We start from the raw sequence: 20,502 nt of genomic DNA, 5'->3' as shown, positions 1-20,502 counted from the left end.
CTACCGCAGGAACCCGCCGCGCCGGAACACGCGGAGGATCAGCTCGTCGAAGGGTACGGACACGTCGGCGCGGAAGTAGCTCACCTGCCGCGCCGTGCAGAAGCGCTTCACCTCTTCCAGGTACTCCTCGTAGGCCTGGCCGTAGCGCTCCAGCACCTTTGCGGTCACCGTCACCTCGCGCTCCTCTCCGGACTCGCAGTCGTACACCCGCACGTCCCCCCGCAAGTCGGGCCGCGCCTCGCGCGGATCGGCCACGTGGAGCACGAACGGCTCGAACTTGTTGTACCGGAGCACGTTGATCCCCCGCTCGAAGCCGGCGGGATCGTAGAGATCGCTCACCAGCACCGCGAGCCCGCGCCGCTTGTGCTGCGCCACGAAGGTCTTCATCGCCTCGCCGAGGTCCGTCGCCCCGTCCGCCCCGGCCCCGCGCAGGAAGCGGAAGATCCGGAAGATCCGCGCCTTACCGCGCGTCGACGGCATGCGCCCGCTGATCTCGTCGGTCGCGGTCACCACCGTGATCCGGTCGAGGTTCGCGAGCCCCACGTACGCCAGCGCCGCGCAGAGCCGCTTGCCGTGCCGGAGCTTCTCCCCGTCGCCGAACGCCATCGACGCCGAGGTGTCGAGGATGAAGTAGATCGCGAGGTCCTCCTCCTCCTCGTAGAGGCGGATGAGCAGCCTGTCGAAGCGCTGGTACGCCGCCCAGTCCAGGTAGCGGATGTCGTCGCCCGGCGCGTAGTCGCGGTGATCCGCGAACTCCACCCCCGAGCCGGTCTTCTTCGTGCGCCGCTCGGCGCGCATCGCCCCCGAGAACACCCGGCGGCTCACCATGGCCAGGTAGTCAAGCTTGCGCTGGAACTCGTCGTCGAACAGATCGTCGTCGACGCTCACCGACGCGCCGCGCGCGCGGCGTGACAGCGGTGAAGCAGCCCTCTTGAAGACGTCGAGCAGGCCCATGGCAGCTCCGACCGTTACTTGCTGCTCTCGGGCAGGTGCTTGAGGATCGACGTCAGCACGTCGTCCGTCTTGATCCCCTCCGCCTCGCCCTCGAAGTTGAGCAGCACCCGGTGCCGCAGCGCTGGCAGCGCGCTCGCGCGCACGTCCTCGATGGAGGGCGCGAACCGCCCCTCGAAGAGCGCCCTGATCTTCGCCGCCAGCAGCAGCGCCTGCGCCCCGCGCGGCGACGCCCCGAACTTCACGAACCGCTTCACCGTGTCCAGGCTGTCATCCACGGTGGGGTGCGTCGCCTGCAGCAGCCGCACCACGTAGTCCTGCACGTGCTTCGACGCCGGCACCTCGCGCACGAGGCGCTGCATCTCCAGGATCCGCGGCCTGTTCAGGACCGGCGACACCGTGGGCGTCTCCGCGCCCGTGGTCCGCTCCAGGATCGCGTTCAGCTCCTCCCGCCCCGGGAACGCCACGTGCAGCTTGAAGAAGAACCTGTCGAGCTGCGCCTCCGGCAGCGGGTACGTGCCCTCGCTCTCCAGCGGGTTCTGGGTCGCGAGCACGAAGAACGGCTGCTCCAGGGTGTGGCTCTGCCGCGCGATCGTCACCCGGTGCTCCTGCATCGCTTCGAGCAGCGCGCTCTGCGTCTTCGGCGTGGCGCGGTTCACCTCGTCCGCGAGCACGATGTTCGCGAACAGCGGCCCCTTCCTGAAGGAGAAGTTCCGCTGCCCACCCGCGCCCTCCTCGATCAACGTGGTGCCGATGATGTCCGCCGGCATCATGTCGGGCGTGAACTGGATGCGCGAGAACTGCAGATCCAGCGCCTCGGCGACGGTGCGCACCAGCATCGTCTTGCCGAGCCCGGGCACGCCTTCCAGCAGGGCGTGCGACCCCGCCAGCATGCACGTGAGCACCCCGTCGATGATCTCCCGGTTCCCGACGATGACCTTGCCGACCTCCTCCCGGAGCGCCCCGATGCTCCGCTGGAAATCGCCCACGTCGGCCCGCGCTGCTTCCTTCGTCTTCTCGGCCATGGCGTCCTCTACAGGGCCCGTCGCTCCGGGCCCTTCGACCAGGCCCGCCTGCGCGGGCTTCTTCATCCGATCCCGCCTGCGCGGGCATCCCACCACCAGGGACCAGAGCGCGCGAGCGCGTGCTGCCTCTACTCGCGCGGCCTGATGAGCTGGAAGTAACGGTTCACGTAGAACCTGTACCCGTCGGGGATCTGCTCCTTGTTGATCTGCTCCTCCGCGACGGTGCGGTACTCCGTGAACACCTTCTTGTACGGCGCCCCCTTGAACCCGCGCTCCGCGGCGCTGAGGATCACCTCGCTGTTCGAGGGCCCCTGCTGCGTGTCGACCGCCTGGGCCTGCACGTCCTGCGTCCCCATCTTGGGATCGGTGCGGTTGCCGGCGATCTCCCCGCCTCTCCCCTTCCCCGCGCCATCGCCGCCGGGCTGGCTGCCCTCGCCGCCGCTCTCCTGACCCTGACCCTGACCCCCCGACTGCTGACCGCCCCCACCACCGGGCATCAGGATCTTCTTCCCGCCGGGACCGAGCACCCAGACCTGCCCCTCGCCAGGCTTCCTCCCCTGCTGGCCCTGGCCCTGACCCTGCTGGCCCTGGCCCTCCTGCCCCTCTTCCCCCTCTTCACCTTCCTGGCCTTCGCCCTGGCCTTGACCCTGCTGCTGCTGCCCTTCGCCCTGCTGGCCGCTGCCGCCGCGGGCGCGCTTGCCGAAGCGCATCATCCGCGACATCCGCTGCTTGCCGCCCTGCCCCTGCTGGCGAAGCACCTCCCGCAGCTCCTCCAGCCGCTGGCGCAGTTCTTCCTTCTCCTGCTGGGACATCTCCTCTTCCTGGAGGCGGTTCAGGTCCTCTGCGGCCTGCTCCAGATCGTCGGCGGACATCCCCAGCTCGCGCATCAGATCCTGCGCCGCCTTCGACAGCTCGCGGTCGAGCCGGTCGAGCTGCCGCCCGCTGCGCTCCTTCTGCTCCGCCTCGCGATCGAGCCGCTCGAGCTCGCGCTCCTTCTTCTTCAGGAGCCGCTCTTCCTCCTCGCGCTGCTTCGCGTCCTCGCTCTTCTTCTGCTGCTTCTGCTTGAGGAGTTGCTCCTGCGCCTCGGCCCGCTTCTCGTTCAGCGCCTGCATCGCCTCCTTGCGACGCGCCGCCGCGCGCTCCAGCGCCTTCTGGAGCCGCTCCAGCTCCGCCTTGTCGGGCTTCTTCTTCTTGTCGCGCAGGCGCTCGGCGAGGTCCTTCAGGTCCTTCTTGGCCTTCTCCAGGTCCTTCTTTTCGAGCGACTCGCCCACCTGCTTGGCGAGATCGCTCTTCTTCAGGTCGAGGCCCGTCTCCTTCAGCTCTTCTTCGAGCGCCTTGAGGTCGGCCTCCGCGCCCTTGAGCAGCTCCCGCTCCAGCGCCTCCATGCGCCGGAACGCCTCGGTGCGATCGAGGCGCTTGTTCGCGATGTCCTCGATGAGCTGGTTGAACCGCTCCACCGCGGCCTTCGTCTCCGGGCTCTGGTCCTTGCGCTCCAGCGCCTTCGACGCCTCGCGGAACAGTTCCAGATCGTCCGGCGACATCAGGAGCGCGTCGATGGTCTGCGCCACGGGTGCCTCCCGCCGCGGCACCCGCACCTCCAGCAGCGCCACCCCGAGCAGGCCGAGCCCCGCGAGCGCCGGCGCCCAGAGCTGGTCCGGCACCGGGAGCGGCGCGGCCTTCGCGGGCCGCAGCTCCGCGGAGAACGCGCAGGCGTCGTCGATCGCCGCCTCCATCAGGGGCGAGCGCTGGGCCGTCGGCACCGACTCGAACGCCACCGCGTTCGTCAGCCGATCGTGCAGCTTGTGGTGGCGATCGAGCGCCATTGTCCCCACCCGCGGCGGCAGCCTCCGCAGCATCGCCGCGATCACCACCACCACCACCAGCGCCCCTGCGCCGATGAGCACCTGCCACGCGCGCGGCTCCGACAGCAGCGCCGGCATCACCTTGCGCGTCGCGAGCGCCGAGGCCGCCACGGCGAACGCGGCCGTCAGGGCCAGGGGGAGCGCCCGGAGCGCCCGGGAGAAGCGCAGCCTCCACTCGACGAGCTGCGCGGCGCGGTGGATACGACCCAGGTGCTTCGTGCGGGAATCGCTCACGTTGCTCGGCTATCCGGGCAGGGCCGCCCGTGCTGGGGGAGGAGCGTGGCGGAGATCGCCATGCGGAACCCGTCAGGGAATGACACCGCGACGTACTTCGGGCGCCATTGTACCTGCAGACGTAGCGCACGCCCGAAAGTTCCTCGGGAGGAACGCGCCGCCTGCAAAGAACTTACGCCTTATCGTGAGGTGCTATTCCCGGGAAGCATGGCCGGGAGGGGCGGATCTCACCGCCCGGAGGACTTCTTCGCGCTCCGGGCCGATGATTTCCCTGCGGACCGCTTCGCCGTCGCCGCGCCGGCCTTCCTGGCCCCCGCCCGTCCCGCCGTCTTCCTGGCAGGGGCCGCCTTCTTCGCCGCGCCAGCCCGCGTCGTCTTCTTCGCCGCAGCGCCCTTCGCCGCAGCGCCCTTCGCCGCAGCGCCCTTCGCTGCGCCAGCGCGCGTCGCCGTCTTCTTCGCCGCAGCGCCCTTCGCCGCAGCGCCCTTCGCTGCGCCAGCGCGCGTCGCCGTCTTCTTCGCCGCAGCGCCCTTCGCCGCGCCAGCACGCGTCGCCGTCTTCTTCGCCGCAGCGCCCTTCGCTGCGCCAGCGCGCGTCGCCGTCTTCTTCGCCGCAGCGCCCTTCGCCGCGCTCGCCTTCCTCGACGAGGTGGTCGCGGAGGCGGCGCGCTTCGCCGGGGCAGCGCTCTTCGGGGGGATCGAGGTACGCTTCGACGAGGCCGAAGCCCGCGCGCCGCGCCGCGATCTCACGTTCCCCGACTCGGCCGAACCCGCCTCGTAGGCGGGTCCGGGCTCCTTGTTGTACCGACCCAGGACCTCTCGCAGGCGGTCGTCGAGATCGGCGAACTCGAACGGCTTGTTCAGCCATGCGTCGGCCGAGAAGAGCGGCGAGGTCATCTCGTTCAGGTTCTCGCCGATGCCGGTCAGCATGATGACGCCGGTCTGGGCGAAGGGCCTGCCCTCACCGGCTTCACCCTTGATCCGACGGCAAACCTCCCAGCCACTCATGCCGGGCATCATCACGTCGAGCAGGATGAGGTCAGGCACGTGTTCCTGCGCCATCCGCCAGGCGACGTCCCCTTCGGACGCCTCGACGACGGAGAAGCCCAGGTTCTTGAGGTGACGCGTGACGAGGCTCAGCATGGCCGGCTCGTCCTCGGCAACCAGTACGCGCAGCGGCGCGGTGCTCGCAGCAGACATGGTGGCGGATGAGAGTACGTGGCGGAGGATCGGTCAAGAGGGACGATTCCCCACAGACCCCGGGATGTGCCCGCGCCGCGCGGCGGACCCACCCGGACCCGGCGCGCGCGAAGCATGTCCCGGAGCGCGGCGCTGCCCTTCGTGCAGAGCGAAACGGCGCCCGTACGGCGATGAGACTACGCGGATCGCCCGACTCCTGGACGAGGCGCCGCCGGATGCGCGTAGCATCGGCGCATGGGCGAGGTGGTCGCGGTCAGCGGGGCGGCGGGCTTCATCGGCTCGGCGGTGGTGCGAAAGATCCTCGATGGGGGGCGCTCCGTGAGGGCCCTCGTCGAGCCCGGGACGAAGAGCCAGAACCTGGACGGACTCCCCCCGGACCGGGTCGAGATCATCCCGGTGGACGTCTGCGACTACGTGGGCATGGCGCGGGCCCTCGACGGCTGCGCCGCGTTCCATCACCTCGCCGCCATCTACAAGACGTGGATGCCCGACCCGCGGCCCATCTACCGCGTCAACCTCGAAGGCACCACGACCGCGCTGCTCGCCGCCCGCGCGGCCCGCGTCCCCCGCATCGTCTACACCTCCTCCATCGCCGCCATCGGCCTGCGCGACGACGGCGCCCCCAGCGACGAGACCGTGGCGTGGAACCTCCAGGAGATCGCCAACGACTACGTGCTCACCAAGCACCTCTCCGAGCGCACCGCGCTCCGCTTCGCGGAGGCCGGCCTGCCCGTGGTGGTCGTCAACCCCGGCTTCCCCTTCGGCCCTGGCGACGCCGGGCCCACCCCCACCGGGCGCTTCCTCCTCTCGCTGCTCCGGCGCGAGACGCCCGCCGTCGGCGCGGGCGGCGTCTCGGCCGTGGATGTGGACGACGTGGCAGACGGCCACCTCGCCGCCGAGACCCGCGGCCGCGTCGGCGAGCGCTACATCCTCGCCAACCACAACGTGAGCTTCATCGAGCTCGCGCGCCTCGTCGAAGAGATCTCCGGCGTCCCCGCCCCCACGCTGCACGTCCCGGGCTGGGCGGGCCGCGGCATCGCCCTCGGCATGGAGCTGTGGGCCAACCACGTGACCCACACCGAGCCCGCCGCGACCTACAAGAGCCTCCGCTACATTCAGCAGTCCGCCTACGTCGACGCCTCCAAGGCCCGCCGCGAGCTGGACTTCCCCTGCACGCCCCTCCGCACCTCGGTGGAGCGCGCCATCTCCTGGTTCCGCGCCCAGGGCATGGCCTGATCCCGGGCCTGTCACCTCCCCCTCCCCTCTTCCTGCTGGCAGGAAAGCTCCCTGGAACGTTCCGACCTCTCTTCCTTCCAGAAGAAAACCTCCTCGGAACGTTCCGACCTCCCTTCCTTCTGGAAGGAAAGCTCCCCGGAGCGTTCCCCCCTGCCTCCCTCCTGGAAGGAAGACGCCTCGGAGCGCTCCGACCTCTCTTCCTTCTGGAAGGAAGGCACCCGGGAACGTTCCGACCTCCCTTCCTTCTGGAAGGAAGCCGCCTCGGAGCGCTCCGACCTCTCTTCCTTCTGGAAGGAAAGCTCCCCGGAGCGTTCCCCCCTGCTTCCCTTCTGGAAGGAAGACGCCTCGGAACGTTCGGACCTCTCTTCCTTCTCACATGAGGACAGCCTGGACGTTTCCCTGCCCCTCTTTGACGGGCGGGGACCAAGGCGGCGGGGCTCGGAGCCGAGATCCCGCCTCCCCCCCCGCTTGACAGCCCATGTCGACTGACTAAGTTGCCGGCCGCAGCTAGCACTCACAAACGGCGAGTGCTAGCAACCCACCCAAACCACGGTCATCGCGGGGTTCGCTACGTCCGCCTGGGCTCATCCGGGCGCCGACGGCGGCCTCGCTCTGACAGAGGGTCGCCGGATTCGACGCCCTCGGAGGACTCGCACCATGAAGATCCGTCCGCTCCAGGACCGCGTGATCGTCAAGCGCATCAAGGAAGAAGAGAAGACCAAGGGGGGCATCATCATCCCCGACACGGCCAAGGAGAAGCCCATCGAGGCGATCGTGGTCGCCGTGGGCAACGGCAAGGTCCTCGAGGACGGCACCACCCGGAAGCTCGACCTCAAGGAGGGCGACCGCATCCTCTTCGGGAAGTACTCGGGCACCGAGGTGAAGGTCGACGGCGAGGAGCACCTCATCCTCCGCGAGGACGACATCCTCGGCGTGATCGAGCGCTGAGTTCGCGAGCGACAGAGATCTAGAAGGAGAGAACGACTATGGCAGCCAAAGAAATCTTCTACAACGAAGCCGCTCGCAGCTTGATCCTCGCCGGCGTGAACGCGCTGGCCGATGCGGTCAAGGTCACCCTCGGCCCCAAGGGCCGCAACGTCGTCATCGAGAAGAGCTTCGGCTCGCCCACGGTCACCAAGGACGGCGTGACCGTCGCCAAGGAGATCGAGCTCGAGAACCGCTTCGAGAACATGGGCGCGCAGATGGTGCGCGAGGTCGCGTCGAAGACCAGCGACGTGGCCGGCGACGGCACCACCACCGCCACCGTGCTCGCCCAGGCGATCTACCGCGAGGGCTCCAAGCTCGTCGCCGCGGGCCACAACCCGATGGAGATCAAGCGCGGCGTCGACAAGGCGGTCGAGGCGATCGTGGAGCACCTCAAGGCCTCCGCGAAGCAGACCAAGGACGCGAAGGAGATCGCGCAGGTCGGCACCATCAGCGCCAACGGCGACGAGACCATCGGCAAGCTCCTCGCCGACGCGATGGAGAAGGTCGGCAAGGAGGGCGTGATCACGGTCGAGGAGGCGAAGAGCGCCGAGACGACGCTCGACGTGGTCGAGGGCATGCAGTTCGACCGCGGCTACCTGAGCCCCTACTTCGTGACCGATCCCGAGGCCATGAAGGTGGTGATGGAGGACTGCTTCATCCTCATCTCGGAGAAGAAGATCTCCAACATGAAGGACCTCCTCCCGGTCCTCGAGGCGATCGCGAAGAGCCAGAAGCAGCTCCTCATCATCGCCGAGGACATCGAGGGCGAGGCGCTCGCGACCCTGGTCGTGAACAAGCTCCGCGGCACGCTGCACTGCGCCGCCGTGAAGGCCCCCGGCTTCGGTGATCGCCGCAAGGAGATGCTGAAGGACATCGCGATCCTGACCGACGGCCAGGTGATCGCGGAGGAGCTCGGCCTCAAGCTCGAGAACGTCACCATCAGCGATCTCGGCAAGGCGAAGACCGTCCTCATCGACAAGGACAACACCACGATCGTCGGCGGCGGCGGCAAGAAGGACAAGCTCAAGGCCCGCCAGGCCGAGATCCGCGCCCAGATCGAGAACACCAGCAGCGACTACGACCGCGAGAAGCTCCAGGAGCGCCTGGCGAAGCTCGTCGGCGGCGTCGCGGTGGTGAAGGTCGGCGCAGCGACCGAGACCGAGATGAAGGAGAAGAAGGCCCGCGTCGAGGACGCACTGCACGCGACGCGCGCGGCCGTGGAAGAGGGCATCGTCGCCGGCGGCGGCGTGGCACTCATCCGCGCCCAGGGCGCGCTTGAGGGCCTCAAGGTCACCGACGAGCAGCGGTTCGGCGTGAACATCATCCGCCGCGCCATCGAGGAACCGCTCCGCCAGATCACGGCGAACGCGGGCGAGGAAGGCTCGATCGTGGTCCAGAAGGTCCGCGAGGGGAAGGACTCGTTCGGGTACAACGCCGCGAGCGGCGAGTACGGCGACCTGCTCGCCATGGGCGTCATCGACCCGGTGAAGGTGGTCCGCTCCGCCCTGCAGAACGCAGCGAGCGTGGCGAGCCTGATGCTCACCACCGAGGCGCTCATCGCCGAGCGGCCCAAGGACGAGAAGGCCGCAGGCGGCGGCGGCGGTCACGCCGGCCACAGCCACGACTTTTGATCGACGGCTGAGCTGAACCGCTGAGACGAGAGGGGATCGCGAGAGCGGTCCCCTCTTTCTTTTTGTGGGTCAGGCGCGGGCGCGGGGGTCTTTGCGGCGGGCCCACTCGCACATGATCATGCCGGCGGCGATCGCCACCGGGTACGAGTGGTTGATCCCGTACATCGGGATGGCGATGACGTCGTGGCAGGCGACGAGCAGCTCGGGGGAGAGGCCGTCGTTCTCGCTGCCGAAGAGGAACACCAGGCCCGACGGGAAGGGTGACTCCCAGAGGGTCTGGCGGGCGTGGTCGCGCTCGACGCCGATGAGGTGGCGGCCCGCGACGGCGGCGAGGAAGGTCGCCTCGTCGGGGTGCTCGACGATGTTCTCGTACTTCTGCATGCCCATGGCGGCGCGCTCGTAATAGGGCTCGCTGCCGATGAGGAAGATCTCCTTCGCGAGGAAGGAGTGGGCGGTGCGGATGATCGCGCCGATGTTGAAGGGGTTCTTGGCGCGGCAGATGGCGATGGAGAAGTCGCTCCGGAGCGGGGCGAGCTCCTCGCGGATCTCCGCGGTGCTGAGGCCGAAGGAGGAGATCTTCACGAGCGATCCGGTCTACGGCAGGGGGCCGACCTGCTCGAAGGTCGGGTAGATGGGGCCCTCGGTGACGGTGACGGTCTCGGTGGAGCCCGCAGGGTGCTTGAGCAGGAGGACGATGCCGGTGAGGGGGACGGCGTTGAAGGCGCTGCGCACCTGGTTGGTGGTCATCTTGCGGACCTCGCGGCCGCCGATGGCGAGGATCTGGTCGTCGCGCTGGACGCCCGCGCGCTCGGCAGGGCCGCTCGGGGAGGTGCGGGTGATGTAGATGGAGCTGGTGCGCAGCTCGTACCAGAGGCCGAGGCCGACCTGAGCGTGGGCCGGCTCGAAGGCGATCTCCACGCGGGCGCCACCTTCGAGCTCGATGGGGACGCGGCCGAGGGAGATCTGGTCCGCGCTGGGACGGAAGTCGCGGATGCCGATGGGCTTGTCGTTGAGGGCGTTCGAGTCCCACATCTCGACGCGGAGGTGATCCTCGGGCTTCACGACGAAGTTGCCGGCGGGGCTGCCCGGCCAGGTGGGTTCGAGGGTGTCGGACTGGGGGTTGGTGCGGAGGACCTCCTTGCCGTTGAGGAGGAGGCGGGCGTAGGGGTCGGGAAGGCTGCCCGCGCCAGCACCCCAGGTGCGGCCGTCACGGGTGCGCTCGGGGACGTTGCCGGAGAGGAACTTGATCCACCGCATGTCCTCGGGCGGCGGGGGGTCGAGCACCTGCCCCGGCGCAGGCGCGCGGAGGCGGGTACCCAGCTCGGGGTAGACGGCTGGACAGCCGGTGAAGGTGGTCAGCGCGAGGAGGAGCAGCGCGCCGAGGCGCGTCCGCTGGCGGACGTTCGGGGAGAGGGCCACGGTGGGCCCATTTTTGGCCGGAGTGCGCTTCGTCCGCAACAAATCCATGCTATTCGCGGCGCATGCAGGATGCCCCCATGATCACCACCAGCGCTCTGTCCGAGCATGTTGGCCAGCAGGTCACCCTCCGCGGCTGGCTCTACAACAGGCGCTCCAGCGGCAAGGTCCACTTCCTGGAGCTGCGCGACGGCGCCGGCTCGGTCCAGTGTGTGATGGGGAAGAACGACGTGAGCCCCGAGCTGTTCGCGTCGGCAGACCGGGTCTCGCAGGAGAGCTCGATCGAGATCGTGGGTGAGGTGAAGGCCCACCCGAAGCGGCCCGGGGTGTTCGAGGTCGCGGTGAAGGACTTCCGGGTGCTCGCGCTGACCCAGGGGGAGTACCCGATCTCACCGAAGGAGCACGGGACCGACTTCCTGATGGACCACCGGCACCTCTGGCTGAGGTCGCGGCGTCAGCACGCGATCATCCGGGTGCGTCACACCATCATCCAGGCGATCCGCGACTTCTTCGACGACCGCGGGTTCACCCTGGTGGACGCGCCGATCTTCACGCCGAACGCCTGCGAGGGGACCAGCACGCTCTTCGAGACGGACTACCACGGCGACAAGGCGTACCTCACCCAGTCGGGGCAGCTCTACATGGAGGCGGCCGCCGCGGCGTTCGGGAAGGCGTACTGCTTCGGGCCCACGTTCCGCGCGGAGAAGTCGAAGACGCGGCGGCACCTGTCCGAGTTCTGGATGGTCGAGCCCGAGGTGGCCTTCATGGATCTCGCGGGGGACATGGACCTCGCCGAAGACTTCATCTGCTTCATCGTGGCGCGCGTGCTCGAGCACCGCCGGCCCGAGCTGGCCATCCTGGAGCGGGACGTGAGCAAGCTGGAGTCGGTGAAGAAGCCGTTCCCGCGCATCCAGTACGACGAGGCCGTGAAGATCCTGAACGAGGCGCGGGCCGAGAAGCGGCGCTCGGGAGAGCCGGGGGCCGAGGAGGTCCGGGACTTCCCCTGGGGAGAGGACTTCGGGGCCGAGGACGAGACCGTGATCTCGAGCCGCTACGACCGCCCGGTGATGGTCCACCGTTACCCCGCCGAGGTGAAGGCGTTCTACATGAAGAAGGATCCCTCGGATCCGCGCTTGGCGCTCTGCGTCGACGTGCTCGCGCCGGAGGGTTACGGCGAGGTCATCGGCGGCGGGCAACGCGAGGACGATCTCGCCACCGTCGAGGCAGGAATCGAGGCCCACAAGCTGCCTCGCGAAGCGTTCGAATGGTATCTTGACCTGAGGCGCTACGGGTCGTTCCCCCACGCCGGCTTCGGGCTCGGGGTGGAGCGGACGGTCGCGTGGCTCTGCGGCCTGCCTCACGTTCGAGAGACGATCCCCTTCCCGCGCATGCTGAACCGGCTGTCCCCGTAATTCCTCCCAGGCAGCACGGACGCAGGTTCTTCCTGCTTCGTCGCGGGATCGGTTGCACTCCGGTCCAACCCCTTTCAAAAAGAAGATGAGCGGCGGACCGTTCCCTCCCGGGTCGCTTGCTCTCATCCGCCCACGCCCCGCCAACCCTCCGAGGTCACCCATGGCTCGTCTCGTCGGCTTCATCGGTAATCGTCCCGATCTCGGCGCGCGTGCTCTCCACATGGAGGGGCGCCCCTTCGCCGTCCGCAAGAAGACAGACGTGGTCCCGGGGTGGGGCGTCGGGTTCTACCAGGGCGGGGAGATCCTGCTGAAGCGGCGGCCCCTCGACGATCGGCCCGAGGTGAGCCTCGTCGAGATGACGGCGAACCTGCGCGCCGACATCCTGATCGCGCACATCCGCAAGGCGACCGTGGGGAGCCTGCGCACCGAGAACACGCACCCGTTCCGGTACCGGCAGTGGCTGTTCGCGCACACGGGGACGGTGGAGGCGTTCACCAAGCTGCGGACGCGGATGCGCGAGTCGCTGCCGGTGTTCCTGCAGCGCGACGTGCAGGGCGAGACGGACAGCGAGCTCTTGTTCCACCTCTTCCTCTCGTTCCTGCACGACAGCGGTCAGCTCGACAGGCCGAGCGTGGACGCGGCGAGCGCGCGCACGGCGCTCCTGTCGAGCCTCGCGCTGGTGGACCGGCTCTGCGCCGAGGAGGGTGCCGGGCCGGCGGCGATGAACATCCTGCTCTCGAACCCGGAGTACCTGCTCGCGGTGCACCGGGGCCCCTTGATGGCCTACCGGGTGTTCGAGGGGCGCCAGGACCTGGAGCGGCTCTATGGCGACGCGGGGCTCGGAAGGACGCGGCTGCCAGACCTCGCCGGGAGCCGGCTCACCGTGGTGGCGTCGGACTTCGAGGACGATCGGCCGCCGCCCGGATGGACCGCGGTGAACGAGCGTGCGATCGTGACGTTCACGCGCGGTGATGCCCCTGCAGTCGATCCGATCTGAAGCCCGAGCCCCTGTCCACGCGCCGCGCGACGGTGTGCGCGCGATAGCGCTGGCGATGATGGCGTGGGCCGTGGCGCTGGCCTCGGGATGCGGGCACGGCGCGGGGACGGGTTACGCGACGTCCGCCGAGCTTCCGGAGGAGCGCCGCCGTCCGGATGGAGTGGCGCTCGATCCAGCCAGCGAGCCGCCCCCCGCAGTGGGCCGCGCTGAGGTCGGCGAGGGGCTGGTGACGCTGCAGGCGCCGCTCGGGGTGAACGTCGCCGTGAGCACCGTGGCGGACTTCTTCCGGCGGGTGGTGCAGGAAGACAGCGATGGGCTGAGCGCCATGCTCACGCGCGACGCGCTCGTCGTGGTGCCGAGCACGATCAACCAGGGTGGGCAGACGCCGGCTCTGGGGCCGCTCTGGGAGCAACGGTTCCGGCGGCTGGACTACGGCAAGCTCGCAGGAGAGACGATCTACCGGGCGTCGGAGGTGGAGATCTACCGGGCCGAGGACGCGATCGAGGTGCCACCTCACCCGGGGATTCAGACCCAGACGCTCGACGACGATGACGTGCTGGTGCGGGTGCCGATCATCACGGCGCGGGTGGGCGCCGAGAGGCTCCTCGGCGACGAGCTTCTGTTCTGGCTGCGCCGAGACGGGACGCGCTTCCGCGTGTACCGGGTGCTGGAGGACTTTCAGCTCCAGTAGGCTTTGCCAGGGGGGTAGGTATCCATCATCATCGCCCTCCCATGAGCCGCTTCAAAGTTGCGTTCGTGAGCTCCGGAGGAGCGGCGAGGGGGCTGACCCACCTCGGCGTGCTGAAAGCCTGTGAGGAGCTGGGCATCCACCCGGAGATCTACGTGGGCGCCGGCGCCGGGGCGCTGGTGTCGGCGACCTACGGGCAGGACATCCCGCTCGACGTGATGCTCGATGCGTACCGGCTGCCGTGGCGCCGGCGTCACAAGGGCCCACGGCTCTACGCGTCGACGTTCCTCGGGAGCCCGGGGCTGAAGGATCTGTTCGATCCGAGCTACCTGCTGTCGGGGATGTTCTCCATCGACAAGCTGGAGCGCTACGTGCGGAGGACGCTGCCGATCAACGATTTCCGGCAGATCCCGCAGGCGGTGTACGTGACGGCCGTGGACGTGGACACCGCAGAGCGGGTGGTGTTCGGGCCGGGGTTCGAGGAGACGGTGCCGGTGAGCCAGGCCGTGGCCGCGAGCTGCTGCATCCCGGGGCTGTTCCGGCCGTACCGCATCGGCAACCGCTACTTTCTGAGCGGAGAGGTGATCCGGACCCTGTCCGCCGATCTGGCCGTGGCCGCAGGCGCGCGGGTGGTGATCATCTCGAACATCTACCGGCCCGAGGAGCGGTCGGAGTCGGAGCGCTCGCTGGCGCGGAGCGGTCCGCTGGGGGTGCTGCGGCAGTCGCTGAACATCCTGCTCGCAGAGAAGGAGCGGCGCGGGGTGGAGCTGCTGTCGAAGATCTACCCGAACGTGACGTTCCTCGACGTGGCCCCCGCCGTGGGCGCCTACGGCTACATGAACCGGTTCGCGGCGCGCCCGCTGGTGATGCGCGGCTACCGGACCGCGCTGCGCGTGCTCGCGATGGCGAAGGAGAAGGGCGTCTTCGACGGTCCCCTCACGCCGCGCAAGGCCCTGAACTGAAGGGCCGACCAGGGAAGCTGCTGCGCCCCGCGTCGTCGGTCGGCCTCCCTGGCCGCGGAGCACTCGCGACGCTTTCGGTCAGCTCTTGCGGCGCTACATGCCAGCGATGATGCGGAAGTCGTCGCGGTAGGGGACGAGCTCCAGGCGGTTGTCGTCGACCTTGTGGCGCCACTCATCGCCCTTGGGGCCGGGGATGCGGTAGCTGGCGCTGAAGGTGTAGTCGACGAAGACGACGTCCTCGGCCATCGTCACGCGGCGGTAGCGGATCTCGTAGCGGATGGAGCGCGCGTCCTGGAACTTGCCGGAGAGGTACCCGCGCAGGCCCTCGTAATCGAGGTCGTCGGCGGCGTCGGTGTTGCCGCCATCCTCGTAGTACTGGGGGGAGGCGAGCTGCAGAAGCCCTCCGATGTTCTTGGTTTCGACGGCGCGCCGGTACTTCTCGCAGAAGGCGACGATCTTGCGGTTGTCCTCCGAGTCCTCGACATCCGTGTTGGGGATGTAGTGGGTGCTGCACCCGCCAAGGGCGGCGGACGCGAGGAGGAAGAGCGGTGCGGCGACCTTGGTGAGACGGTGGACCATACGCGGCAGTCGAAACCTTCGAGGTGGCTTGCAGATTCCAGGGGGGACCTTGCCAGATGATTCCCGGCCACCGCAAGGGTACTGCGTACCCTGGCTCAGGGGCCTGTCGGCCCCTGCGCTCCCGATGGTCGCTACCCCTGGTTGCTCCGCAGATCGCCTCGGCAAGGTCCCGGGACGAGGTTGGGGAGCGGAGTGCTACGCCCCCGAGCCGGGGTACGCATACGCAGCACGGAGCCAGTGGAGGAGGGCGAGGTGGCCCACGGGGCCGTCGTGGTGGATGGGGGTGTCGAGGTCGACGCGGCGCAGGGGTGTGGATCCTTCGGGATCCGTCTGGAGGAAGAGGGCGACGGCGCCGCGGGTGGGGAGGCGGCCGAGGGGGTCGGTGAGCGCGAGGAGGCGACGGCCGACAGGGCCGTCGTCGTCGGCGGCGACCACGATCATGCGGTCAGCGTCGCCCGCAGCGATGAGCTCGGAGGCGGCGAGGAGGGCTTCGAGGGCACCCCCAAGGCCAGCGCTGGTCGCGAAGCTCGGGCCAGTGAGCTGGTAGACGATGGCGCACTCGCCCGCGATGGCGTTCGGCGACGTGGCGGGGAAGAGGCGGGGATCGACGAAGCGGGCGCCGCGCTGGCGCAGGCGGGCGTGGTAGGTGTCGTTGGTGTCGATGGTCGCGAGGGCGTGGCCGGCGACGATGCCGGCGCCGCGGAGCGCTTCACGCCCGAGGTCGGCGGCAAGGGCGGCGACAGCGGCGAGGCCGAGGCGGGAGAGGTCGTCGAGGCGGGCGAGGCGATCGCGCGCGACGCCCGTGGCCACAGAGAGGGCGTCGCGGTCGTAGTCAGCGATGTGGGCGTGCGCGCGCAGGTGCACGGGCCGGAGGGGTGGGGGGCGGCGGGCGCTGGGAGACGCCGAGAGCAAGAGCGCGGCGTTGGCGCCACCGAAGGCTGCCGAGAGCTTGAGGGCGGCGGCGAGGGGGCGATGCTCGGCGCGTTCGAGGAGGAGCGCAGGGGCCTCCGGGTCGAGGTCGCCCTCGGAGGCGGCGGGAGGTGCGGTGGTGGTGGCGAGCGCGTCGGCGGCGGCGAGCGTCTCGATGGCGCCTGCAGCGCCGAGGGTGTGGCCGATCTGGGCCTTGAAGGGGTGGACGACGGGCAGATTGGCGCAAGGAGGCGCGGCGGTGGGAAGAGGCGCGGCGGTGGGAAGAGGCGCGGCGGTGGGAGGGGGCGCCGCGGTGAGTGAGGGGGTCGGGAGGCGAAGCGCGCTGTGGATGGCGCGCGACTCCATGGCGTCGTTGTAGGGGGTGGCGGTGGCGTGCGCGCTGACGAGACCGACCGAGGTGGGAGAACAGGCGGCGTCGGAGAGGGCGCGGGTGGCCGCGCGGGCGAGGCCGGAGCCCGTACGGTCGGGGGCGGTGATGTGGACCGCGTCGGTGGAGGCGCCGAAGCCAGCGATGCGGGCGAGGACCGGGGCGCCACGGGTGTGGTGGGAAGGGACGAGGGCGAGCACGGCGGCGCCCTCGCCGACAGACATGCCGTCGCGGCCCACGCGAAAGGGGCGGGGGCGGGTGGGGGTGGTGGCGCGGAGGGCCTCGAAGCCCGCAGCGACGAAGACGCTCAGCGCGTCGTAGCCGCCGGCGAGGACGAGGTCGCAGGCGCCGCGGTCGAGCCAGCGGAGGGCGAGGCCGATGGAGACGGTGGACGAGGCGCAGGCGGCGAGGATCTGTGTCTTGCGGGGGACGTGGTCGAGGCCGAGCGCGGCGAGGGCGGCGTTGAAGGGGGCGAAGTAGGGGGCGCCCCGGGCGAGGGGGGCGAGTTCGTCGTCAGGGGCGCCACGTTCGAGCGCGGCGAAGTAGCGCTCGGAGGTGAGCATGCCGCCGCTGGAGGTACCGAGGACGATGCCGAGGCGCTCGGCGCGGAAGCCGGGCCGGACAAGGTCGAGGGAGGCGAGGGTCTGAGCGAGGGCGGCGAGGAGGAGGTCCGTGGCGCGGTCGGAGCTCGGGGGGGTGCCGAGGTCGGCAGGGGCGCGGCCGGAGGAGGGGCGTTGCAAGCCCGCGGCGGCGAGCGCTGGGTCCTCGGCAAGGGCGACGCGGGGGGGTTCGCCGGCGAGGGGGCCAGCGTAGGCGTCGCGCCCGAGGCCGAGCGCGGAGATGGCTCCGACAGCGATGGCGCAGGCGTCGCTCATGGGGCGGTGGGCTGTGCGTCGGGGTCCTCGAAGGCCCGCGGGTTGGGCGCGGTGCGCGCTTCGTCCTCGCAGTGGATGGTGGCGAGCAGGCCGGTGGAGGACTGGCCGTAGCGCACAGTGCCGCAGCCCATGCGGTCGGCGATCACGATCTCCTCGTCGCGGAGGTGCTGCGCTCCCACCTTCCGGAAGGTGCTTCGCCGCGCGGCGATGGCGCCGCCCTGGCGGGCGAGGAGTTCGATCGTGGCGTCGCCGTCACGGAGGACGTAGACGTCGGTCGCTCCGGCGCGCTCGTACCAGACCAGATCGCCCGAGGCAGGGCGGAGGAGCCACCAGCGGAGGAAGTCCACGGGGAGGCCGCGCGGTCGTTCGGTCTCCGCGGTGGCGTCGCCGCGGAGGAGGAGGTCGAGCGCAGGGAGCGCGAAGCGGTAGGCGTTGCCGCGCGTCCAGAGATCGAGCGCCGTGGTGCCGCCAGGTCCGAGCAGGATCATGCGCAGGGCGCCGGGCGTTTGGCCCGCGCTGTCGGGGTCGAGCATGGGATTGATGGCGACGGCGCCGCGGGCTTCGAGCACACGCCCGGAGCGCGGCTCGCGGAGCATGAAGCGCACGCGGAGGGTGCGCGCGGAGAGACCCTGTGCCTCGGCGCGGAGAGCGTGGAGGCGTTCCCGGGCGGAGCGCCATGCGTCCGCCGACGGAGGGGTGGTGACGTCGGCGCGGCCGAGGTGAGCGCCTTCTGGCAGGAGCGCGGAGAACTCGTCTTCGAGGGCCGTGCGCGGAGGAAGGTTCGTGGAGCAGGCCGTGAGGCCGCCGAGAGACACGAGGGCGGCGAGGAGGAGGGGCGGGAGCGCCGCCCGGGAGCGGGAGCGCCACGCAGCCGACGGGGATCGCGTGGAGTTCACGCGCGACCAGGTGCGACGAGCAGGATGGCGTACCCGCGATCCGGAGCGCCACCCAGGACGAGCGCGCTGGAGAGGTCTCCGCGCATGATCGCTGCAACGGCCGCGGCTGCCGCGAAGCCGCCAGCGCCCTCATGATCGCCCACACGCGGCGCCATGACGCGGCGGGGGATGTCCGCCCAGCGGGAGCCTGCGAGGCAGAGAGCATTCCTGGGCTCTTCGCGGCCGAGGAACACGCAGGACGACGCGCCGTCAGGCGGCGGGGCGTCGCTCAGGGCGTGGACGCCGTCACCGCGCCACGCGCTCCACCACGCGACGCGCGCGAGAGGCCGGGCGCCACGCTCGTGGGCGCGCTCTTCATTTTCGAAGACGAGCACGGAGGCGCCCTCACCGCGTACACCGCGGTCGACGATGCCCGAGCACACCGGCCCCAGGCAGCGTTCGATCATGGGGCTCGCCTCCTCGACGCTGCCAGCGGCCATGATGGTGGCGTCACCCGCGACGATGAGCTCGATGGCGGTGCTCATGGCCGACTCGGCGGTGGCGCCGAGATCGGTGGTGGCGAACACGGGGCCGCGCAGCCCCAGGTAGATCGAGGCGTGCCCCACGGGGGACGAGGGCACGAGGTTCGGGAAGTCGGCAGGGCTCGCGTACTTGGCGCCCTTGTCGTAGATGCGGCGCATGTACGCCGTGGAGGCGTCCACGCTGCCGAACGAGGCGCCGACGATGGCGCCGATCTCCGCGCCGCTTCTCAGGGCGGGCTCGGCGCGCGCGGCTTCGCCGAGGCCGGCGTCGTCGAGGGCAGTCTGGATGGCCACTGTCGTGAGGCGCCCTGCGCGGTCGAGCCGGCGGGCCCGCGCGAGATCGAGGTGGTCACCAGGTTTGAAGTCGATGCCTTGCTCAAGGGGCGCGCTCCCTGGGCCGAGGTAAGCGTCCGAGCCGTGCGATCCGAGGACGCCGAGAGGGCCGACCGTCGCCGCGGCGGTGACCACGACGGAGCGACGCACGGGAGCGGCACCGGGAGGCGGCGGGAACTGTTCGGGCTGGGCGACGATGAGAACGGTATCGGTCCCGCCGAAGCCAAAGGAGTTCGACATGGCCGCGCGGAGGTTTGCCTCACGCGCCCTGGTGACGTGCACGAGCTCGCAGGCAGGATCGACCTCTTCGAGGCCCACGGTGGGCGGGATGATGCCACGCGCCACCGCCATGCTGGTGATGGCAGCCTCGATCGCGCCAGCCGCGCCGAGGGTGTGCCCGATCTGGCCCTTCGAGGAGGAGACCGGCACCCGGTCGATGTCGGCGCCGAGGCAACGGCGCAGGGCCGCAGATTCCATGGCGTCGTTCAGGGGCGTCGCGGTGCCGTGCGCGTTGACGTAGTCGATGTCGGCCGGGGTGAGGCCAGCGCGGCGGAGGGCGTCGTGCATCACCCGCGAGGCGGCTGTGCCTTCCCGCTCCGGGTTGGTGATGTGGTGAGCCTCGGCGCCGATGGCGCCACCGCGCAGCTCCACGATCGGCTCGGCACCACGGGCGCGGGCCTCGTGCTCGGGCTCGAGGAGGAGGAATGCGGCACCCTCCCCGAGGTTCAGGCCGACGCGGCGTCGGTCGAAGGGACGACACGGGCCAGGATCGAGCGCGCCGAGGGCGCCGAAGCCGGTATAGGTCAGGCGGCAAAGGCCATCCGCGCCACCCGCGAGGACCCGCCGGGACAGGCCGGCGCGAATCCACGCGGCACCGAGAAGGATGGCGTTTGCCCCGCTCGAACAGGCGCTGCAGATGCTCCTGACCCGGCGGAACGGACCGAGGGCGGCGCGGACATGGTCCGCCGTCGACGAAAGGGGATGCGAGAGCATCCGCTTCAGGGGGGTGATCGCGGCCGGATCGCGCGAGAGCCAGGCGAGGAGCTCCTCGGTCTCGAACATGCCCGCGGTGGTGCCTCCAACCGCGAGGTCGATGTCGGCATGACGCGGTTCGAGACCTGCCTGCTCCAGCGCTTCACGCGCGGCGAGCACGGCCATGGCGTCCGTGCGTGACCACCCCTCGTCTTCGCCTGGAGGCGCCACGTCTGCCGCGCGCAGCCCCGCGACCTCCGCGGCGATGCGAGCCCGAGCTTCGGGGATCTCGAACGAGGAGAGTTGCGCGAAGGCGCGGTCACCCGCGACGAGGCGCTCCATGGTGGCCGCTGCGCCGCGCGCGAGGGGCGAGACCACCCCGATGCCCGTCACCCAGATACGCACCGCCGCCTGGCTCTCCTCGGGCTCCCC

17 protein-coding genes and 1 pseudogene are annotated in these 20,502 nt (G+C 70.2%); 7 read left to right on the top strand and 11 right to left on the bottom strand.

The window, feature by feature from the left end:
* The 5 genes and pseudogenes from CAP_RS00300 to CAP_RS56015 form a co-directional block, all read right to left on the bottom strand.
* Nucleotides 1–954: a DUF58 domain-containing protein gene (locus tag CAP_RS00300; RefSeq protein ID WP_044234661.1), complete on the bottom strand. Its 954-nt coding sequence runs from the start codon at nt 952–954 to the stop codon at nt 1–3.
* Between the two features lie 14 nt (nt 955–968).
* Complete coding sequence (locus CAP_RS00295; protein WP_044234742.1) at nt 969–1,976, bottom strand: AAA family ATPase; 1,008 nt, start codon at nt 1,974–1,976, stop codon at nt 969–971.
* 128 nt (nt 1,977–2,104) lie between these two features.
* Nucleotides 2,105–4,072: a DUF8809 domain-containing protein gene (locus CAP_RS00290; RefSeq protein WP_044234659.1), complete on the bottom strand. Its 1,968-nt coding sequence runs from the start codon at nt 4,070–4,072 to the stop codon at nt 2,105–2,107.
* A gap of 192 nt (nt 4,073–4,264) precedes the next feature.
* On the bottom strand, nt 4,265–4,936 hold the full coding sequence (locus CAP_RS56020) for an HvfA family oxazolone/thioamide-modified RiPP metallophore (protein WP_442340130.1): 672 nt from the start codon (nt 4,934–4,936) through the stop codon (nt 4,265–4,267).
* Nucleotides 4,903–5,268, bottom strand: a pseudogene (locus CAP_RS56015) (response regulator transcription factor); the annotation flags it as partial. The pseudogene CAP_RS56015 and the gene CAP_RS56020, both read right to left, overlap by 34 nt.
* A gap of 234 nt (nt 5,269–5,502) precedes the next feature.
* On the opposite strand from CAP_RS56015, the gene CAP_RS00280 reads away from it, so the two are divergent.
* The 3 genes from CAP_RS00280 to groL all read left to right on the top strand — a co-directional run bounded on the left by CAP_RS00280 (nt 5,503) and on the right by groL (nt 9,122).
* Nucleotides 5,503–6,504: an NAD-dependent epimerase/dehydratase family protein gene (locus CAP_RS00280; protein WP_044234647.1), complete on the top strand. Its 1,002-nt coding sequence runs from the start codon at nt 5,503–5,505 to the stop codon at nt 6,502–6,504.
* Nucleotides 6,505–7,161: 657 nt separating this feature from the next.
* Complete coding sequence (gene groES, locus CAP_RS00270; RefSeq protein WP_044234644.1) at nt 7,162–7,452, top strand: co-chaperone GroES; 291 nt, start codon at nt 7,162–7,164, stop codon at nt 7,450–7,452.
* Nucleotides 7,453–7,490: 38 nt separating this feature from the next.
* Complete coding sequence (groL, locus tag CAP_RS00265) at nt 7,491–9,122, top strand: chaperonin GroEL (protein ID WP_044234642.1); 1,632 nt, start codon at nt 7,491–7,493, stop codon at nt 9,120–9,122.
* 69 nt (nt 9,123–9,191) lie between these two features.
* Here groL and CAP_RS00260 read toward each other — a convergent pair whose 3' ends face one another.
* Nucleotides 9,192–9,704 carry a TrmH family RNA methyltransferase gene (locus tag CAP_RS00260; RefSeq protein ID WP_044234640.1) on the bottom strand — a complete coding sequence of 171 codons (513 nt, stop codon included), beginning with the start codon at nt 9,702–9,704 and terminating at the stop codon, nt 9,192–9,194.
* A 12-nt stretch (nt 9,705–9,716) separates the two neighbouring features.
* Nucleotides 9,717–10,541, bottom strand: a complete 825-nt coding sequence (locus CAP_RS00255) for a PDZ domain-containing protein (RefSeq protein WP_052373870.1) — start codon at nt 10,539–10,541, stop codon at nt 9,717–9,719.
* A 62-nt stretch (nt 10,542–10,603) separates the two neighbouring features.
* Here CAP_RS00255 and asnS point away from each other — a divergent pair, with 62 nt between their 5' ends.
* From asnS to CAP_RS00235, 4 genes are all read left to right on the top strand, one after another.
* Complete coding sequence (gene asnS / locus CAP_RS00250; RefSeq protein WP_044234638.1) at nt 10,604–11,950, top strand: asparagine--tRNA ligase; 1,347 nt, start codon at nt 10,604–10,606, stop codon at nt 11,948–11,950.
* Nucleotides 11,951–12,110: 160 nt separating this feature from the next.
* A complete protein-coding gene (locus tag CAP_RS00245) occupies nt 12,111–12,947 on the top strand; it encodes a class II glutamine amidotransferase (protein ID WP_044234635.1) in 837 nt (278 codons plus the stop codon).
* A 55-nt stretch (nt 12,948–13,002) separates the two neighbouring features.
* On the top strand, nt 13,003–13,638 hold the full coding sequence (locus CAP_RS00240; protein ID WP_052373869.1) for a hypothetical protein: 636 nt from the start codon (nt 13,003–13,005) through the stop codon (nt 13,636–13,638).
* Between the two features lie 41 nt (nt 13,639–13,679).
* On the top strand, nt 13,680–14,597 hold the full coding sequence (locus CAP_RS00235; RefSeq protein ID WP_044234634.1) for a patatin-like phospholipase family protein: 918 nt from the start codon (nt 13,680–13,682) through the stop codon (nt 14,595–14,597).
* Nucleotides 14,598–14,690: 93 nt separating this feature from the next.
* On the opposite strand, the gene CAP_RS00230 is transcribed toward CAP_RS00235, so the two are convergent.
* From CAP_RS00230 to CAP_RS00215, 4 genes are all read right to left on the bottom strand, one after another.
* The gene (locus CAP_RS00230; RefSeq protein ID WP_044234633.1) at nt 14,691–15,176 is read right to left on the bottom strand and encodes a nuclear transport factor 2 family protein; all 486 of its coding nucleotides are present in this window, start codon (nt 15,174–15,176) and stop codon (nt 14,691–14,693) included.
* Nucleotides 15,177–15,371: 195 nt separating this feature from the next.
* Nucleotides 15,372–17,348 carry a beta-ketoacyl synthase N-terminal-like domain-containing protein gene (locus CAP_RS00225; RefSeq protein ID WP_044234632.1) on the bottom strand — a complete coding sequence of 659 codons (1,977 nt, stop codon included), beginning with the start codon at nt 17,346–17,348 and terminating at the stop codon, nt 15,372–15,374.
* Entirely contained in the window at nt 17,345–18,244 is a 900-nt protein-coding gene (locus tag CAP_RS00220) for a hypothetical protein (RefSeq protein WP_052373868.1), read from the bottom strand. The genes CAP_RS00225 and CAP_RS00220 overlap by 4 nt, the downstream gene beginning before the upstream one ends.
* Entirely contained in the window at nt 18,241–20,475 is a 2,235-nt protein-coding gene (locus CAP_RS00215) for a beta-ketoacyl-[acyl-carrier-protein] synthase family protein (RefSeq protein WP_044234631.1), read from the bottom strand. Before CAP_RS00215 ends, CAP_RS00220 begins: the two co-directional genes overlap by 4 nt.
* Nucleotides 20,476–20,502: the final 27 nt, after the last annotated feature.

The organism is Chondromyces apiculatus DSM 436, from assembly GCF_000601485.1.
GTDB classification, from domain to species: domain Bacteria; phylum Myxococcota_A; class Polyangia; order Polyangiales; family Polyangiaceae; genus Chondromyces; species Chondromyces apiculatus.
This window is presented reverse-complemented; position numbering and strand designations above follow the sequence as displayed.

Excerpts from the sequence above, each read along its gene's own strand:
- CAP_RS00300 (WP_044234661.1), bottom strand. The coding sequence starts at position 954 with ATGGGCCTGCTCGACGTCTTCAAGAGGGCTGCTTCACCGCTGTCACGC.
- CAP_RS00295 (WP_044234742.1), bottom strand. The coding sequence starts at position 1,976 with ATGGCCGAGAAGACGAAGGAAGCAGCGCGGGCCGACGTGGGCGATTTC.
- CAP_RS56020 (WP_442340130.1), bottom strand. The coding sequence starts at position 4,936 with ATGGCTGAACAAGCCGTTCGAGTTCGCCGATCTCGACGACCGCCTGCG.
- CAP_RS00280 (WP_044234647.1), top strand. The coding sequence starts at position 5,503 with ATGGGCGAGGTGGTCGCGGTCAGCGGGGCGGCGGGCTTCATCGGCTCG.
- groES (WP_044234644.1), top strand. The coding sequence starts at position 7,162 with ATGAAGATCCGTCCGCTCCAGGACCGCGTGATCGTCAAGCGCATCAAG.
- groL (WP_044234642.1), top strand. The coding sequence starts at position 7,491 with ATGGCAGCCAAAGAAATCTTCTACAACGAAGCCGCTCGCAGCTTGATC.
- asnS (WP_044234638.1), top strand. The coding sequence starts at position 10,604 with ATGCAGGATGCCCCCATGATCACCACCAGCGCTCTGTCCGAGCATGTT.
- CAP_RS00245 (WP_044234635.1), top strand. The coding sequence starts at position 12,111 with ATGGCTCGTCTCGTCGGCTTCATCGGTAATCGTCCCGATCTCGGCGCG.
- CAP_RS00240 (WP_052373869.1), top strand. The coding sequence starts at position 13,003 with ATGATGGCGTGGGCCGTGGCGCTGGCCTCGGGATGCGGGCACGGCGCG.
- CAP_RS00235 (WP_044234634.1), top strand. The coding sequence starts at position 13,680 with ATGAGCCGCTTCAAAGTTGCGTTCGTGAGCTCCGGAGGAGCGGCGAGG.
- CAP_RS00230 (WP_044234633.1), bottom strand. The coding sequence starts at position 15,176 with ATGGTCCACCGTCTCACCAAGGTCGCCGCACCGCTCTTCCTCCTCGCG.
- CAP_RS00225 (WP_044234632.1), bottom strand. The coding sequence starts at position 17,348 with ATGAGCGACGCCTGCGCCATCGCTGTCGGAGCCATCTCCGCGCTCGGC.